This is a genomic window from Phaeobacter sp. S60, from assembly GCF_000826845.1.
In the GTDB taxonomy this organism is placed as follows: Bacteria; Pseudomonadota; Alphaproteobacteria; order Rhodobacterales; family Rhodobacteraceae; genus Phaeobacter; species Phaeobacter piscinae.
Genome location: NZ_JSWJ01000012.1, coordinates 347095 through 361816, shown reverse-complemented (window position 1 = coordinate 361816; position 14722 = coordinate 347095). Strand labels below are relative to the sequence as shown.

Below are 14722 nucleotides of genomic sequence, written 5' to 3'. Positions count from 1 at the left end.
GCGTTTTCGGGCGCAGGCGTGGAGGAAATTGCCACGGTGACCGCGATTGAGGGCGATATGGCCCCGGCGCTGAAAGTGGGCGATGTGGTGCTGCGCATTGACCCGCGTTATTTCCGCCCCGCCGAGGTGGAGACGCTGCTGGGTGATCCGTCAAAGGCGAAGGAGCAACTGGGCTGGGTGCCGGAAATCACCACCCAGGAGATGTGCGCCGAAATGGTGCGCGAAGACCTCAAGACCGCCCGCCGCCACGCCCTGCTGAAAGAGCACGGCATGGATCTTCCGGTCAGCATAGAGGGCTGAGAGCAGCCTTTCGGGTGACCTGTCAAAGCTACACAGGCCACCCATTGGGGCTGTTGTCGGCCAATACCTCAGAGTGAGAGAGATGGCCGACTTTCCATCGTAGATCAGGAAATCAGCCGGATTGCGACACGAGTTCAAATGTCGCGTTCTCGTTTAACTCTTGGATCCCCTGCGCGATGCCGACACCATTCCCGCTCCCATTTTTGGCGCCTTCCGTGTTGAGCGATAGATAGTAGCCAGACAGTGTCGAGCATTCGAAGGCAACACGATTGGGGCCGACAAAGCGCATTAGCCATTTTTCAAGTGCGCCGCAGCTAAACTGGCAGTTAATCGGCTTGATCTGTTGCGGTGATGGCGTGCCAATGCGCACATAGCAATTGGACCATTCCGCCGACAATAGGGCTACTGTGCCGCCATCCTGTGGGGTCAGAATAAACTGTTCCCATGGTCCGGCCCCAATTTGGGCATTAACCGTTCCTGCCCCTTCAGGGGCGGGCTTGTCGACGCCATTTGCATCCATTCGAAGATAAGCGTCATCATATGCGACACATTTGAGAGCATAGGTCAGATTTTGGGTCGCTAATGCAGCAGCATTTTCGTCAAGTATACCAAGGTTCATTGCGAATACTCCTTTAGGGTCAAAGAAGGTTTGAATAGCATAAACACAACCTATAGGAGAGTTAAATCCTCATTACCCCATCGCAATTGCAAAGTGATCTGGAGCGTAAGTGGCAGTTTCAACCGCTTTTTCCGGTTGTCCGGGAAATCCAGAGGTTCAGTCATGTTCCGCAGGGTGCGCTGGAAGTCGGTAGAGGACGCACAAACGTTCTTTGCAAGGTTCTGACCCGTGCGGGTATCGTCGCGGACACTGTTCATATTCTGACCCGGTGAGGAGATAGCGCCACAGGTCGCATTGGCACTCCTGCCATAGGCTTCGGCGCAGATCGGTGTGGCACTGCTAGCTCCCGCCTGGCGTGACCGTAACCGCATGTTGAGGAAAACTGTACATTGAGACAAAATCAGCTGACCGCAGGTCAGAGGAAAAGGGGCGCTGCCAGGGCACCGGCCAGTCGGCCTATCGTCTGTTTCATTGAGATCATGCTAAGAATTTCGACCATGGACGTGGCTCTTCTGAAGGTGACGGTTGTTATCGCAGTCCTCGGAAAAGGGACCGAGTAGCGGAACATTCCAAGGCAGTTGAACGTTGTGTAGTATTGGAAAAACAGGAGTTGCATATGACCGAGGCCAGACCCCCCGGCGAGGATCTCATTCAAGAAGAATGTGAGAATGAGGCGGTCGAGGAGGCGACGGGCCTTTCTCCCAGGTTAATCTTTGAAACCATACGTCGCACTGGCGAAGAAGAGCTCGAACGCCCGATCCGGGCGCTTTGGTGGTCAGGGATTGCTGCTGGGTTGCTGATCAGTTTTTCGGTGCTGGGCAAGGCGGTATTCAAGACACATCTGCCGGAGGCCGGTTGGTCACCTCTGGTCGAAAACCTCGGCTACTCTCTTGGGTTCTTGATGGTGATCTTGGGGCGCATGCAACTCTTCACCGAGAACACTATCACCACCGTGGTGCCTGTCATGTTGCGCGGAGACAAAGCGAGTTTTCTGCGCACGGCGCGGCTTTGGGCGGTTGTCCTGGCGGCGAATGTCGTCGGTGCCTTTCTTATCGCCTCGTTTTTTGCGTTGACACCTGTGCTGGATGCAGATCTGCGTGCGGCCATGGTGAAAATCAGTGAGCATGCGACCGGTATGCCGCCTCTTATAGGCCTGATCAGCGGTATTCCATCGGGAATTTTGATCGCTGCTATTGTCTGGATGCTGCCCTCAGCACAGCACAGCGAAATTCCTCTAATTGTCATCTTTACCTGGATGATTGCGGCGGGCGATTTCACTCATATCGTGGCCGGATCGGTCGAAATGGCGTTTTTGATGGTGCAGGGGTTACTGCCTTTGGGACAGGCGATCTTTGGGTTCTTCATCCCGGTTCTTGTTGGCAATGTCATTGGCGGCACCGCGGTGTTCACCGTGTTGACCTATGCGCAGATCAAACCGGAGATACCCGAACATAGGCCATGATCTCAGAACAGATCCGGACCGGACGTCTTTGCGGTGGGGTCAGATTGGGAACTTTCCGTTGTTAAAAGCGTTTTCTCAGCAGACGATAACGACAGAATGAGGAAAAGCGATGATAAACTGGCCATTGATTTTCTCTCTGATTGCAGCGGCTTCGGCGGTGCTGGCATTCGGAGGCATCGCAACCGGATTAGCCTTGGCTGCAAATGTGGTGTTTCTGATTTCAATGTTTTTACTTGGATTGGCACTGATCGATCGGACACTCTGCGATTGAATTTACAACACTCAGCAGGCGGCGCAAAAAGCTAGGTTACCTGACCTGTCTGAGACAAAAGGAACGCGATCCCTTGGGAGCGCGTTTTTTGCCCTTAGGGGGCCTTAGGGGCCGACGGTCTCCTCCGCGAAACTAGGATGAATGCCGGTGACAGCTGCCAGGGCTTCAGCGGTCGCACCGCTTGCCAGGAGAGCAGCAAATGGGGCGATCATCTCAGGTGCAGCATGGTTGACCAAGGCAACGCCAGTCAGAACATCGTCGACAAAGGTACTCGCGAAAAATGAATTCGCTGCGGTGCCGTCGTCCAATACATCGCTGGCGAGATTCGCAATGACCTCTCCGTCGTCCTGCCCCTCTGACAAGGACCCAATCTGGGCCACGGGCGGGATCGTGTAGGCTGATTGCGGAACGAGATCCAGATTGATCTGATCGGCGCTCGCCCCAAAATGTTGCGCGGCGAAACAGGCGCCATCGCGTGTCGCCACCGGTGTCAGGGGCAGACGGTTTGCGACATCACCGATCGCATAGATGCCGGGAATCGAGGTTTGGAAACGTTCATCAATGGCCAAGGCTCCGGTTTTCGCGTGAGCAATGCCCTGGAGTCCCGGCCCCAGATTGTCCGTATTAGGCACCCGCCCGACCGCTGCAATGACACGATCAGCATATTGAATGCTGCCGTCGTCAAAGCTGACCTTAAACATGGCCCCATTGAGATCGATCTTAACCGGTTTGCAGCCAAACCCGATGGTCACGCCCTGTTTTTCGAGACCAGCTTGAACGCAGTCGACAGCGGGGGCGTGAAACTGTTCCAGCAACCGGTTGCCATCGGTCATAAGCTGGACCTCGCTACCGAGTGCTGCGAATATGCTAGCGAACTCGCAGCCGATATAGCCACCGCCGATAATAAGCAACCGACCAGGCAAATCGGCCCAGCGGAAGACATCATCGCTTGTCGCGGCAAGTTCTCCTCCTGGAATATCCAGAGCGCGCGGCCGCGCACCGGTTGCAAGTAACAACTTGCCCGGTCGAAAGATATCGCCGCCGGCGTGAACCTGACCGCCCTCGTCAATCTCGGCGGTTGCGCGCAGCAGGTGAACGCCGGCCTGTTGCAGATCTTCTTCGAAATGGCGATTGAGCCGATCAATCTTTGCGTCTGATCGGCGGCGCAGGGCGGCAAAGTCAAACGGAGGCTTGTCGGTCAGGCCAACCTTGGCCATTTCTTTCAAGCCCTGCTGCTGGGCCGCTGCGCACCACATTAGTTTTTTGGGCGTGCAGCCCCGGTTGACGCAGGTTCCACCCAGTTCAGCCCGCTCGATCATGACGACAGAAGCGCCCAGCCGTGCGGCGGTTTTTGCTGCGGCCAACCCGCCGGAACCACCACCAATCACCACGAGGTCATGGGTGGCGGTGGGGTAAGAGGTTAAATGGCTCATGGGTATCTCCGATCAGACTGAGTCATGACCCCAACCCGCAGGCACTGTGTAAGTTCCAAGAAACAAAACCGCGTCTGAAGCGTTGGTTTGTCAATTCAGGAGAGACATCATGCCAAATCAGCCAGAATATCGAGGGGATAAGTCCAAAGAGACAGCTTCCGCTATGCTCCACGCTGGGGACGATACCCAGGTTATGGGGGGGAATGCGACGAATAAACCTCGAGGCCGAGATGAACTGCGTACTGAGGGCATGGCAGGTAATAGTGCTGTCGCCACCAATCAGGAGCGACCCTCCGGCGCAGAGGGTTGGCTGGGGAAGCTTCCCGCCTCAGTGAAATTGTTCTGGTGCGCTTGGGCCCGCATGGGTGAGGCCCATGGCGGGCTACTGGCGGCCGGTGTTGCATTCTACGGGCTTCTGTCCGTGTTTCCCGGCATCACTGCAGCGGTTGCCCTGTTTGGTTTGTTTGCTGATCCGACATTGATTACCGAACAGTCCACCTGGCTCACCAGTCTGCTACCGTCGTCGGCGGCGGAGCTGGTGAACAAGCAACTGGTTCAGGTTGCAGGGGCACGGCCCGACACGCTCGGCTGGGCCGCAGCTGCCTCAGCAGCACTGGCATTGTGGTCGGCGTCGCGCAGCACCGATAGTGTGATCCAAGGTTTGAACGTCATTTTTGGCACGACGGAGCAGCGCAGCTTTATTGTTCTAAAGCTCGTGACTGTCACCATCACGCTTGCCGCAATCTGTGGTGCGCTTCTGCTCTTATTGATCGTCGCAGCAATTCCGGCAGCAATTGCGCTATTTGGGGACTCCGCCCTGCTGGCTGGTGTAACTCAACTGCTGCGTTGGCCTTTGATGTTTGTGGTGGGGATCGCCGGAATTTCGCTGCTTTACCGCTTTGGCCCTGACAGGTCGGGTGAGGGCTGGAAGCTGTTCACCCCCGGCGCAATTCTCAGCTGCGCGCTTTGGGTGGCCGGGAGCATAGGGTTCAGCCTCTATGTGCAGGCGTTCGGCAGCTATAACGAAACGTTCGGGGCTTTGTCGGGGGTGATCATTTTGCTGACTTGGATGTGGCTTTCCGCCTTTGTCATCCTGTTTGGCGCAGGGTTGGACGCTGAAAGACGGGCAGACACCATGGCCGATTGTGCCCCACTGTCGGCAGAGGCGGAAAGCGGCGCGGAGGTGGGTGATAGCCGGTCGTCCTCCGCTGCCGCCTGAGAAACACTGGCGAGCAGCGACCAGATCGATTGTCAGTTGGCAGACTCGTCCTGTACCTCACTCAACCGCGCGCCAAGGGCCGCGCCAAGCCCACTGAGAATGGCGAGGAGGGCCAAAACAGGGGCGGCTCCAAACGCATCGGCAAGTAGCCCAAAGCCACCACCGAGCAGTATGAGCACTCCAATCAGCGTATTGGAAAGCGCGGTATAGACAGATGTGTGCCCATCGGTGTCCATGTCCGTCAGATGGGTCTTTCGTCCGGCGCGCGCGCCTTGATAGGCGATCTGCGCCACAAAGACGAAACCAGCGACCACGATACCTGCAGGCGCTCCGGCGGTCCAGCCGACAGCTGCCGCCGCAGCCAGTGTCATGGCACTTAATGCACCTGAGATCATCAGGGTCTGGCGGCTGGAGCGATCCGACAGCTTCCCCCAGATATATGACGACACAATCGCGGCAATCGATGACGTCAGGACCAACAGGCCAAGGTTGCCAAAACCGCTCTCCGCGTCCCGGCCACCAAGCATCACGAGAAACGGTGGCGCCAGGGCGGTTGAGACCAGCAGCGCTCTTGTGCCGATATAACGGCGCAGTTCGTAGTCTTCCTTGAGGGGGCGCAGCAGCTGGTTCGGGGCAAAACCTTCAGCCTCCTGGGGTGCGGCTTCGGGCTCATCCAGCCGCGCAAAAATGGCTGCTGAACCAAGCCAGAACACCCCTGCCAAGGCAACCACCAGCGAGATTGCGACAGTCGTGCGTGGCAAGAGGCCAGTGCTGAGAAGAACGGCGAAGAGGAACACGCCACTGGCCGCGAGCGTCCCCGCCGTCCCCGAGACCGAGCCGCGTTTGCCCTTGTCCACGGTGCGGGCCAGAATATCCTTGTAGCTGGCAGAGCATGCCGACCGCGCCACCGCGAGCAGCGCCAGACAAGCTAGAATGACCCAGCCTGCCGCAACCCCCGGCAGCAGCAAAGCCGCTGTTGCAATGCCGAGTGCCGCCAGTCCCTGCAGGCCCGATCCTGCAGCCCAATAGTATTTGCGCTGGCGACTTTGTTCGATGCGCTGCGCAAGCGCCAGCTGCGGCAGCAGTGAGCCGGATTCACGCACCGGAACCAGTACGCCGATCAGGTAGCCCGGTGCTCCGATGGCGTTAAGCAGCCACGCCAGCACCAGTTTAGGGTCAATCAACCCGTCGGCCAGCTTGGTTCCGGTCAGTGCGGTGACATGGGTGGCAACCCGGTCAGCAGCCTGCTGATTTGGAGCCTTCGCATCTGTGATCAGCCTATAAATCGAATGTGCCACACCCATGATGTCTTTTGCCTCGCAACTGTACCTCTCGCTCCCTGCGATATGGTTCAGAGCATTAATAAGTCTATGGGCGGCGCGCCACATATGCGGTGTCAGCCGCTTGCACGCGCGCGCTTCGCAACCTTCAGCAGACGTTGAAATGTCGGGCATTCCATATGCGATGGGGCAGGGCAGTCTGCGACATGGCGGATTGCGTCACGCAGGGTCGACAGGCTGCGGATCTGCTGATCCAGCTGGTCTGCGCGCTGATGTAGCTCTGCGCGGGGCAGGTCTGGCTGGCCGTCGGAACCAAACATACCGGAAATTTCCGCCAGCGTGAAATCGGCAGCCTTGCCAAGCGCGATCAGCGAGAGCTGCAAGAGCGTCTCCGGTCCGAACTGCCGCCGCAATCCCTTGCGGCTCAGCGAGGTAATCAGGCCGAGTTCCTCGTAATACCTGAGCGTGGCGGGAGTGACGCCACAGCGGGCAGCAACCTCTCCGATATCATATAGGCGCATCGATTTCCCCTCTTGACCTAAAGTGGACTTGAAGTTGCAGGGTGCTTGAGAGTGCTGAATATCACAACAGGAGTATCGCATGTCCGGGCAGATAGTTTCAGGATCCGACGCCATCTGGAAGGATCCGCGCGCCATAACATTGTTGCTGGCGGCAACCTTGACGATCATGGCAAATGCGACCATCAGCCCGGCGCTGCCTGGCATCGAGGCAGAATTCTCCGGAAGCCCGAATGCGGCTTTGCTGACGCGGTTCTTGGTACCTGCACCGTCGCTTTCCGTTCTGATTTTCGCGCCCGTTGCAGGATGGCTTGCAGATCGATACGGGCGGCGCTGGATGCTGCTGCTTGGTGTCGTGCTGTTTGCGTTCAGCGGTGTCGCGGGGCTCATGTTGCCGGACCTGACTTCCATCATGATCAGCAGGCTGCTGCTCGGGGTGGCGGTCGCTATGATCATGACCGCACAAACCGCACTGATCGGCGATTATTTCGTCGGCGACGCGCGGCGCAGTATGATGGGGTTGCAGACCTCGGCGCGCAACTTTGGTGGGTTGCTGTTCATCACCTCTGCCGGGTGGCTGGCGCTGATATCTTCGCGGCTGCCGTTTGCCATCTACGGGGCCGCAATCATCTTGGCGCCTTTGGTCTGGCGGCACGTGACAGAGCCGGATCCTCTGCGTCAGAACAAACATGCTGCCGCGCCTGAAGGTGGTACAGCTCACGCAAGATGGCGGATGTTGCTTGCAGGACTGGCGCTGCTGCAGATGATCACCAGTCTGGTTTTCTTCATGATGCCAACCCAATTGCCGTTTTTCCTTGCTGCACAGGGCGGGGACCATGCGGCAAAAACCGGGTTGATGCTGGGCATGCTGACGCTAACTGGTGCCATGACGGGATTCTTCTACCTCCGTATCAACCGCATTCTTCAGGAGGCTGGTTCTTATGCGTTGGGGTATACTCTGATGGCGGGTGGGTTCCTGCTGCTGACGATTGACGGTGATCTGTGGCACAGCCTTGCGATGGTTGCGATTGGTGGCGGGTTGGCAACCGTGATGCCAAATTTCATTGCCTTGGCTCTTGCATTATCGCCAGCCAACCGGCGCGGTATCGTTGCAGGGGCGTTGATGGCCTCGGTGTTTCTGGGACAGATACTGTCACCGGCTGTGAGCATTCCGGGAATCGCCGCACTTGGATTTCAGGGGATGTTTCGTGCGGCGGCTGTGCTGTTGGCCTGTCTGGCACTTGGTGCTGCGATGTGGGCCCTGATTCCCCGGCTCAATATGATTCTTGTTGAGCCATTCAGGGGGCTACGCCGCTCAAGATAGGTCAAATTTGCAGCATCACACCACCGCGCGTTAAGATATTGCAGATAAAACCTAACAGAGCGTTAAGGTCGAGTTTTGGTTTTCTGAAAGTTAATCCCGCGGTTTGCCGCGGGTCTTGTCGTCAGTGAGAGCCGGGCCTGCCGCTTTGTGGCAGCCTTGCCACGGCGCTGCCGCATTGGGGCGGGTGCCGGAAGTCGATGGCCGAACAGTCGTGGTTTGCCATCTAGATTTGTCGAGTAGTTATAGGGGTTTATTAAAAAGTTAATAGAAACACTGAGAAATTGTGTGCGCTCTGCGGTTTTTTTGCGATGATGGGTCATCAAAACCCTGGGGGGGGTACTGATTTGTTAGTAGTGACTTATTTCGCCCATGGTTTCGGCCATGTTTGGCAGTTTCGCGCCTCAATCCAGCCGCAGCCTTGCACCAATGTGTGAGCGTGGGAATTTGGAGAGGGCGATGAAACGCATTTTAGCTGCTTTTGCGGCATGCCTCCTGCTTGGCATGCCTGATAGCGCTGCTGCGGAGGAACCGCAGACCAGCATTACCTCCGTCGTCGGTTGGGAGGCCGTAGGTCGGCTGAACATTTCGGGGCGGAACATGTGTACCGGGGCGCTGGTGGCGCCTGATTTGGTCGTGACAGCCGCGCATTGTGTCTACGACCCGGTCACGGGGCGTCAGGTCGACCCGACCAGCATCCGCTTCGACGCTGGGCTAAACGGACGTCGAGCAAAGGCGGCGCGGTCAATTACAAAGACGGTTGTCCATCCAAGTTATCAATACGGGCAACCGGGCGACTCTCAGCTTGGCAATGACATCGCGATCCTTCGGTTGGATCGCCCCATCAGTCGCAAGATGATCCAGCCTTTTGAATTGGCCAATCGCCCGGCGCGCGGCGCGTCAGTTGAGGTCCTCTCGTATTCGATGGCGCAACAGAACCGCCCTAATCTGGAGCAAAACTGCCATGTCTTGGCGCGGCAGGCGCAAATATTGGTGATGACCTGCAGGGTTGATTTCGGTGCTTCCGGAGCGCCGGTGTTTGATGTGGCGCCGGGCCGGATGCCGCGACTGGTCTCAGTTATTTCGGCCAAGGCGGCGGTGGGCAATCGCCGGGTTTCCATCGGAACCTCATTTGACCGCACAGTGATTGCGATGATGCGTTCTGCCAGCTGATGTGAGGATCTGACGGGGTAAACCGGCATGGAGACCGGGTCGAGCAGCCCCCGTTTGCCCATTCGGACAGAGGCATTTCAGATGTTCTACCGGCAAAGCATCTGCCTGATACTAGAGTTCCTTTGAACTGCGCTCCCTGACCGGCGCAGCCTTGGACTGAAATCAGTTCAGCAACAAGACGCTACTATAGAGCCTGGCCCCGACTGGATCGCAGCGGGAGCGTTGAGACGTGCCCCTAAGGTTCGCGCAGCGCCTCGCGGGATTTATACAGCGGCTTTAGCATGTAGTTGAGGATCGTCTTGCTACCAGTCTGTAATTCCGCCGTGGCGCGCATACCTGGGCGGATCTCAATCGCCTGCTGGCGTTCGGTAAACTCCGACCGGTCCACTTTCACCGTAACACGATAGTAAGGTTCGGCACGCGGATTGCGTTCGTCCTCGAATGTATCAGCGGAAACAAAATCCACTTTGCCACGCAGCGAGCCATAGATGGTGTAGTCATAGGCCGAGAGTTTGATCGTGGCATCCTGTCCGGGTTGCACGCTGGCGATGTTCTCGGGCTTGACCCGCGCTTCGACAAACATCTCCTCACCCAGCGGGATGATTTCGACAATCTCCTCGCCCGGGCGGATCACGCCACCGATGGTGGTGACGGCCAGACTGTTGACAATCCCTGCCATGGGGGAGGTGATCACGGTCCGGTTCAGCTGGTCCTGCGCCAGCCGCAGTTCCTGCCGGTAGGAGGTCAGCTCACGCAGCGTCTTGGAGTAGTCCTCCGCCAGCTCAAGCTCTGACTGGGTGCCGATTTCATTGTATTTCGCCTGCGCATCGCTCACAGATTTTTGCGCGCGATTGACCTCGATCAGCGCGACGATCTCTTTTTTATAGAGGCGCTGCATGTTGGCCAATTCATCCTTCAACTGGTCAAGGATTTCGCGGGCACTGGCGCGACGGCTGGTGAAATCTGTCTGACGGGCATTCAGAAGCGCCCGTTCAGACGTATAAATTCCGGGAGAGCGATCCGCCAATTCCTCCGGCACCTTGAAGTCGAAGGCACCTTCCAGCTCGGCCTCAAGCCGGTACTGTTTGATTTCCAAGGCGTCGATCCGGTCCTGCAGATCATCTGCAGCGGCGCGGAATTTGGTGTCTTGCAGGCGGGCAAGGATCTGTCCGGCCTTCACCGCATCGCCCTGATGGACATGCAATTCAGCCAGAATGCCGCCCTCAAGGTTCTGCACGATCTGGGAGCGCGAGGAAGAGACAACCTCGCCATCCGCGCGCACGATTTCATCAACCCAGGCAAAGCTGGCCCAGAGCAGAAACACCACCAGCGCGCCTGCGACCAGATAGATGATACGGCTGGCCCCGCGTGAGGTTTCGCGAAGATCGTAGCCGGTTGAGGTCATTTGGTTTCCCCTGCCGCGAGATGGGCCAGAACTTGGTCACGCGGGCCGTCGACCACCATCCGGCCCGATTGCAGGATCAGCGTCCGATTGGTCAGCGACAGGATCGGCATCCGGTGCGTCGCAATCACGGTCGTGCGGCCTTCAAGCCAGGTTTCCAGGCGGCTGACCAGGGTGCGTTCCAACGTCTGATCCAGCGCCGCCGTGGGCTCATCCAGCAGCACGATTGACGGGTTCTGCAACCACAGGCGTGCCCAGCCGATGGATTGGCGTTGCCCGATGGAAAGACCGCCGCCGCCGTCGAAAATTTCCAGATCGAGGCCCTTGTGGTGGTTGCGCACATGCGCGCCCAGGCCGGCAAAATCCAGCGCTGTCATCAACCGGTCGTCGTCGCGCTCCAGCTGGTTCAGGTTCAAGTTTTCGCGCAGGGTGCCGGCAAACAGGCGGACATCCTGGCTGAGATAGCCGATGTGGCGGCGCAGATCGCGCGGGTCGATCTGGGTCATATCGGTGCCGTCGATCATCACCCGGCCGCGATCCGGCGCATAAAGCCCCGACATCAGTTTGAGCAGCGTGGATTTGCCCGAGCCATTGACGCCCAGCACGGCAACCCGCTGGCCCGGTGTCACCGCGACACCCGGCACATCCAGCGTCGGCGCGCCATCTTCGTCATAGCGGAACATCACTTCGCGCAGTTCAAACCGCCCTTGCAGGCTGTCACGGCGCAGATAGGATCGTTCGTCTTCTTTTTCCTGAGCAGAATTGGCGATGGCATCCAGCCCCTCCAGCGCGCCTTTCACATTGCTCCAGCGGGCAAGTGTCGCGGCGAACTGGGTTAGGGGAGCCAGCGTCCGGCTGGTCAGAATGCCCGTCGCAATGATGGTCCCGACGGTGAATTCACCGGCAAACACCATCAACGTACCAACCACAACCGACCCGATGTAGGTCGCCTGCTGCACACCCTGCGACCAATGGGTCAGGGCGCTGGACAGGCGGCGCTGTTCGGTTGCGGCATGGGTGGACAAGGTGTTCAACTCGTCCCAAAGGCGTAGCACACGATCTTCGCCGCGCTGGCTCTTGAGGGTGTCCAGCTCATTCACCACCTCATGCAGCAGGCGACCAGCCTTGGCATTGGCCCCTTGGGTCTGACGTGTCAGAGCAATCATGCGCTTCTGCATGAAATAGGCGGGCAACAGCATCAGAATGCCGCCAGCGATGATGATCCAGACAATCGGTCCGGCAATTGATGCCACCAGCAGCAGGAACACGGCGATGAACGGGATATCAGCCAGTGTCGAAATCGTTGTCGAGGTGAAGAACTCGCGCACCGATCCAAAGTCACGCATCGCGGCAAACAAGCCTGACGGGGGCAGCGGTTTCTTGTCCGACCGCATCCCGATCAGACGGCGCATCAGGTTGTTCTGAACCGAGAGCTCAATCTGGCGTCCGGCGGCATCGGTCAGCCGGGCACGGGCCAGTTTCAGCAGCGCCTCCAGCATGATGGCGAGGAAAGCACCAACCGCCAGCACCCAAAGCGTCGCGTGGGACTGGTGCGGCACGACGCGGTCATAGACCTGCAGGGAGAAGAGCGCGACCGAGACTGCCAGAATATTGGCAACCAGCGAGCCGAGCATGATTTCACCCACCTGACGGCGGTATTTGGGGAATTCCCCCCAGAACCAATGGTCACTTTCCAGCTGCGGCGTATGACGCGCGGCGATCTGTTTCAGCGAATTGCGCGCGCCCAGCGTGGTGCCGGTAAAATAGGGGCCGAACTCGCCCACCGGAACATCGGCGCGGTTGTCCGTGCAGGTGGTGTCATAGACGCTGAGCATGTCGCGGCTTTGCGACAGCACCAGCACACATTGGCCGTTGTTCATCATCGCCAGCGCGGGCCAGCTCTCGGCGGTGAGAGGCACCTGATGATTGATCTGGGCCTGCATGCCGGTGGTTTGTAGCGCACGCGCAAGGGAGTCCACAGAGACATCGCCGGGATCGTTGCGCCACATGTGTTCGGCAACGTCACTGAGGGCGACATTGGTCCCTTTGAGGGCGGCAAAGGTCGCGATCAATGCGGCGCGGTGCTGAATGCGGGCTGTCGCATCCTCAATCAGTGCGCTGACCTCACCTATGTCACCGTCTTCCAGCAGGCCAGTTAGATCCACCTCAGCCATCGGCGGGGCTGCGGGGCCGGGTGTGGGCGTAGGTGCAGCCGAAGCTGGCGCCAGATGTGGTGCGGCTTGGGTCTCTACAGCACGGAGTACAGGTTTGCCGCCGCTGGCGCGTGCAGCATCATCCGGCGCGCGGGGGGCTGGGGGGACGGTCCGCAGCACGGTGTCATCTGTCGGGCGGTTGGAATTGCTCAAATCCGGTCCCCATCGGCCAAAAGCCCCATATCGCTTGCCAGTGCCAGCTGGATCAGAACGACTTCGTATTTTGCATCGATATGGGCGTGTTCGCGGCGTACCACTTCTTCATAGATGGACACCACATCCATGACCGAGCGTTGCCCGGCCTTAAACTGTGCCTGAAACAGGCGATAGGTCTCGCGGCTGGTCTGCGCCAGTGTTGCGGCTTCGGCTTCTTGCCTGCGATAGGAGGCAAGGCGCTGCATTTGCCGGCTGTAGTCGCGGCGCGCGTCTTCCTCAACTTCGGAGACCTGACGTTTGGCAATTTCCTTGGAGGCTTCAATCGCCTTCAGCGCGGCCGGGGTACCAAGGCCAAAGGGCTGCGCCAGATCCAGTGTCAGACCCGCGCCGGATCCATCACTGGTGACATTGCCCGCTGCAGAGACCTGCGGCAGCAGACCGGCGCGTTCCATCTTGGCCTGTTCCACACTGCGGGTGGCCTCGGCTTCCGCCTTGAGAACAGTCAAATAGGTTCCGGCTTCCGGCGGGGAGGCCAGATGCAGGTGGCTCGGGGTTTCAGCGAAGCTCTGACCGGTGATCGCCTTCAGCTCTGCGGTCGCCGTTGCGCTGGCGTCCTTGGCTGTCGCCACAGCAGAGCGCATACCATTGATTTTGCTCCGCACCACATTGAGATCGGCGCGATCCGAGACGCCGCCTTCAACGCGGCCCAACACGATACGCTCGAATTCATACATCCGTGACAGGGCGCGGGTGCCGACGGCGGCTTTCTCGGAGCCGCGCAGCCCGGACACATAGAGGCTTAGAGCGGTTTCGACACGCTCATTCATATCAATCGACAGGTTGACGGCGGCCACCTCGACGTCAGCGGCGGCAAAGGCGCGCTCTGCCTTGCGGCGGCCGTTGTCGAACAGCACCTGTTCAATCAGGATACCCGCCACCAGGTCGCCGAGATCCGTGAGACTGACAGAAGGCCCCAGCGTGGGTAGCCAGTTTTTCGACTTGGCTTCGGCGCGCAGTTTGGCGCTGGTCAGTTCTGCCTCTGCGGCACGGGCAGAGGCGGAGATCGTTGACTGGGCCACGACGTCATAGACGCTGCCGTCTTCCAGCAGCGATTGACGCTGCATCAGCGTGGAGATCACGGCTGAAGGGTTCTTGGCATCTGGCTGGGCAAAGCTACTGGCGCGACGGCTGACATCCGTATCGGCGCCTTCGCCGGGTTTGGCAAAGGGCAGGGATTGCATACAGGCAGACAGGCAGCACAACAGTGCCACCGCGCCAATGGGTCGTCCCAATTGCATCCTGCCCCCTCGCATCGCCTGTGTCCTTACCCTTGTGTCCGGGTATTTGGTCGAGAG

At 58.7% G+C, this 14722-nt stretch carries 13 protein-coding genes; 6 read left to right on the top strand and 7 right to left on the bottom strand.

Features of this window, described 5'->3' with window-relative positions:
• Positions 1-300, top strand: a 300-nt coding sequence (locus OO25_RS13670) for a GDP-mannose 4,6-dehydratase (RefSeq protein ID WP_040180716.1), incomplete at its 5' end; no start/stop codon positions are given.
• A gap of 112 nt (positions 301-412) precedes the next feature.
• On the opposite strand, the gene OO25_RS13665 is transcribed toward OO25_RS13670, so the two are convergent.
• Positions 413-919, bottom strand: a complete 507-nt coding sequence (locus tag OO25_RS13665) for a hypothetical protein (RefSeq protein ID WP_040171494.1) — start codon at positions 917-919, stop codon at positions 413-415.
• A 616-nt stretch (positions 920-1535) separates the two neighbouring features.
• Here OO25_RS13665 and OO25_RS13650 point away from each other — a divergent pair.
• Positions 1536-2381 (top strand): formate/nitrite transporter family protein, encoded by an 846-nt coding sequence (locus tag OO25_RS13650; RefSeq protein ID WP_040180714.1) that lies wholly within the window; start codon positions 1536-1538, stop codon positions 2379-2381.
• Positions 2382-2490: 109 nt separating this feature from the next.
• Positions 2491-2652, top strand: a complete 162-nt coding sequence (locus tag OO25_RS22805) for a DUF1328 domain-containing protein (RefSeq protein WP_096788465.1) — start codon at positions 2491-2493, stop codon at positions 2650-2652.
• A 104-nt stretch (positions 2653-2756) separates the two neighbouring features.
• Here the strand turns inward: OO25_RS22805 and OO25_RS13645 are convergent, their stop codons facing one another.
• A complete protein-coding gene (locus OO25_RS13645; RefSeq protein ID WP_040180712.1) occupies positions 2757-4085 on the bottom strand; it encodes an NAD(P)/FAD-dependent oxidoreductase in 1329 nt (442 codons plus the stop codon).
• Between the two features lie 250 nt (positions 4086-4335).
• Between OO25_RS13645 and OO25_RS13640 the strand changes: the two genes are divergently transcribed.
• Positions 4336-5304 (top strand): YihY/virulence factor BrkB family protein, encoded by a 969-nt coding sequence (locus OO25_RS13640; protein ID WP_242407046.1) that lies wholly within the window; start codon positions 4336-4338, stop codon positions 5302-5304.
• Between the two features lie 32 nt (positions 5305-5336).
• On the opposite strand, the gene OO25_RS13635 is transcribed toward OO25_RS13640, so the two are convergent.
• Complete coding sequence (locus OO25_RS13635) at positions 5337-6608, bottom strand: MFS transporter permease (RefSeq protein ID WP_040180709.1); 1272 nt, start codon at positions 6606-6608, stop codon at positions 5337-5339.
• 92 nt (positions 6609-6700) lie between these two features.
• Complete coding sequence (locus tag OO25_RS13630) at positions 6701-7105, bottom strand: helix-turn-helix domain-containing protein (RefSeq protein WP_040171477.1); 405 nt, start codon at positions 7103-7105, stop codon at positions 6701-6703.
• A 79-nt stretch (positions 7106-7184) separates the two neighbouring features.
• Here OO25_RS13630 and OO25_RS13625 point away from each other — a divergent pair, with 79 nt between their 5' ends.
• Both OO25_RS13625 and OO25_RS13620 read left to right on the top strand, forming a co-directional pair.
• Entirely contained in the window at positions 7185-8426 is a 1242-nt protein-coding gene (locus OO25_RS13625) for an MFS transporter (protein WP_040180708.1), read from the top strand.
• A gap of 456 nt (positions 8427-8882) precedes the next feature.
• On the top strand, positions 8883-9596 hold the full coding sequence (locus OO25_RS13620; RefSeq protein WP_040171473.1) for a serine protease: 714 nt from the start codon (positions 8883-8885) through the stop codon (positions 9594-9596).
• Positions 9597-9831: 235 nt separating this feature from the next.
• Here the strand turns inward: OO25_RS13620 and OO25_RS13615 are convergent, their stop codons facing one another.
• Genes OO25_RS13615 through OO25_RS13605 form a run of 3 tightly spaced genes read right to left on the bottom strand, consistent with a single transcriptional unit; the run spans position 9832 to position 14665 of the window.
• Positions 9832-11001: an HlyD family type I secretion periplasmic adaptor subunit gene (locus OO25_RS13615; RefSeq protein ID WP_040171470.1), complete on the bottom strand. Its 1170-nt coding sequence runs from the start codon at positions 10999-11001 to the stop codon at positions 9832-9834.
• Positions 10998-13364 carry an ATP-binding cassette domain-containing protein gene (locus OO25_RS13610; RefSeq protein ID WP_040171467.1) on the bottom strand — a complete coding sequence of 789 codons (2367 nt, stop codon included), beginning with the start codon at positions 13362-13364 and terminating at the stop codon, positions 10998-11000. Before OO25_RS13610 ends, OO25_RS13615 begins: the two co-directional genes overlap by 4 nt.
• Complete coding sequence (locus tag OO25_RS13605; RefSeq protein WP_040180707.1) at positions 13361-14665, bottom strand: TolC family protein; 1305 nt, start codon at positions 14663-14665, stop codon at positions 13361-13363. Before OO25_RS13605 ends, OO25_RS13610 begins: the two co-directional genes overlap by 4 nt.
• Between the last annotated feature and the right edge of the window lie 57 nt (positions 14666-14722).

Excerpts from the sequence above, each read along its gene's own strand:
- OO25_RS13665 (WP_040171494.1), bottom strand. The coding sequence starts at position 919 with ATGAACCTTGGTATACTTGACGAAAATGCTGCTGCATTAGCGACCCAA.
- OO25_RS13650 (WP_040180714.1), top strand. The coding sequence starts at position 1,536 with ATGACCGAGGCCAGACCCCCCGGCGAGGATCTCATTCAAGAAGAATGT.
- OO25_RS22805 (WP_096788465.1), top strand. The coding sequence starts at position 2,491 with ATGATAAACTGGCCATTGATTTTCTCTCTGATTGCAGCGGCTTCGGCG.
- OO25_RS13645 (WP_040180712.1), bottom strand. The coding sequence starts at position 4,085 with ATGAGCCATTTAACCTCTTACCCCACCGCCACCCATGACCTCGTGGTG.
- OO25_RS13640 (WP_242407046.1), top strand. The coding sequence starts at position 4,336 with ATGGCAGGTAATAGTGCTGTCGCCACCAATCAGGAGCGACCCTCCGGC.
- OO25_RS13635 (WP_040180709.1), bottom strand. The coding sequence starts at position 6,608 with ATGGGTGTGGCACATTCGATTTATAGGCTGATCACAGATGCGAAGGCT.
- OO25_RS13630 (WP_040171477.1), bottom strand. The coding sequence starts at position 7,105 with ATGCGCCTATATGATATCGGAGAGGTTGCTGCCCGCTGTGGCGTCACT.
- OO25_RS13625 (WP_040180708.1), top strand. The coding sequence starts at position 7,185 with ATGTCCGGGCAGATAGTTTCAGGATCCGACGCCATCTGGAAGGATCCG.
- OO25_RS13620 (WP_040171473.1), top strand. The coding sequence starts at position 8,883 with ATGAAACGCATTTTAGCTGCTTTTGCGGCATGCCTCCTGCTTGGCATG.
- OO25_RS13615 (WP_040171470.1), bottom strand. The coding sequence starts at position 11,001 with ATGACCTCAACCGGCTACGATCTTCGCGAAACCTCACGCGGGGCCAGC.
- OO25_RS13605 (WP_040180707.1), bottom strand. The coding sequence starts at position 14,665 with ATGCAATTGGGACGACCCATTGGCGCGGTGGCACTGTTGTGCTGCCTG.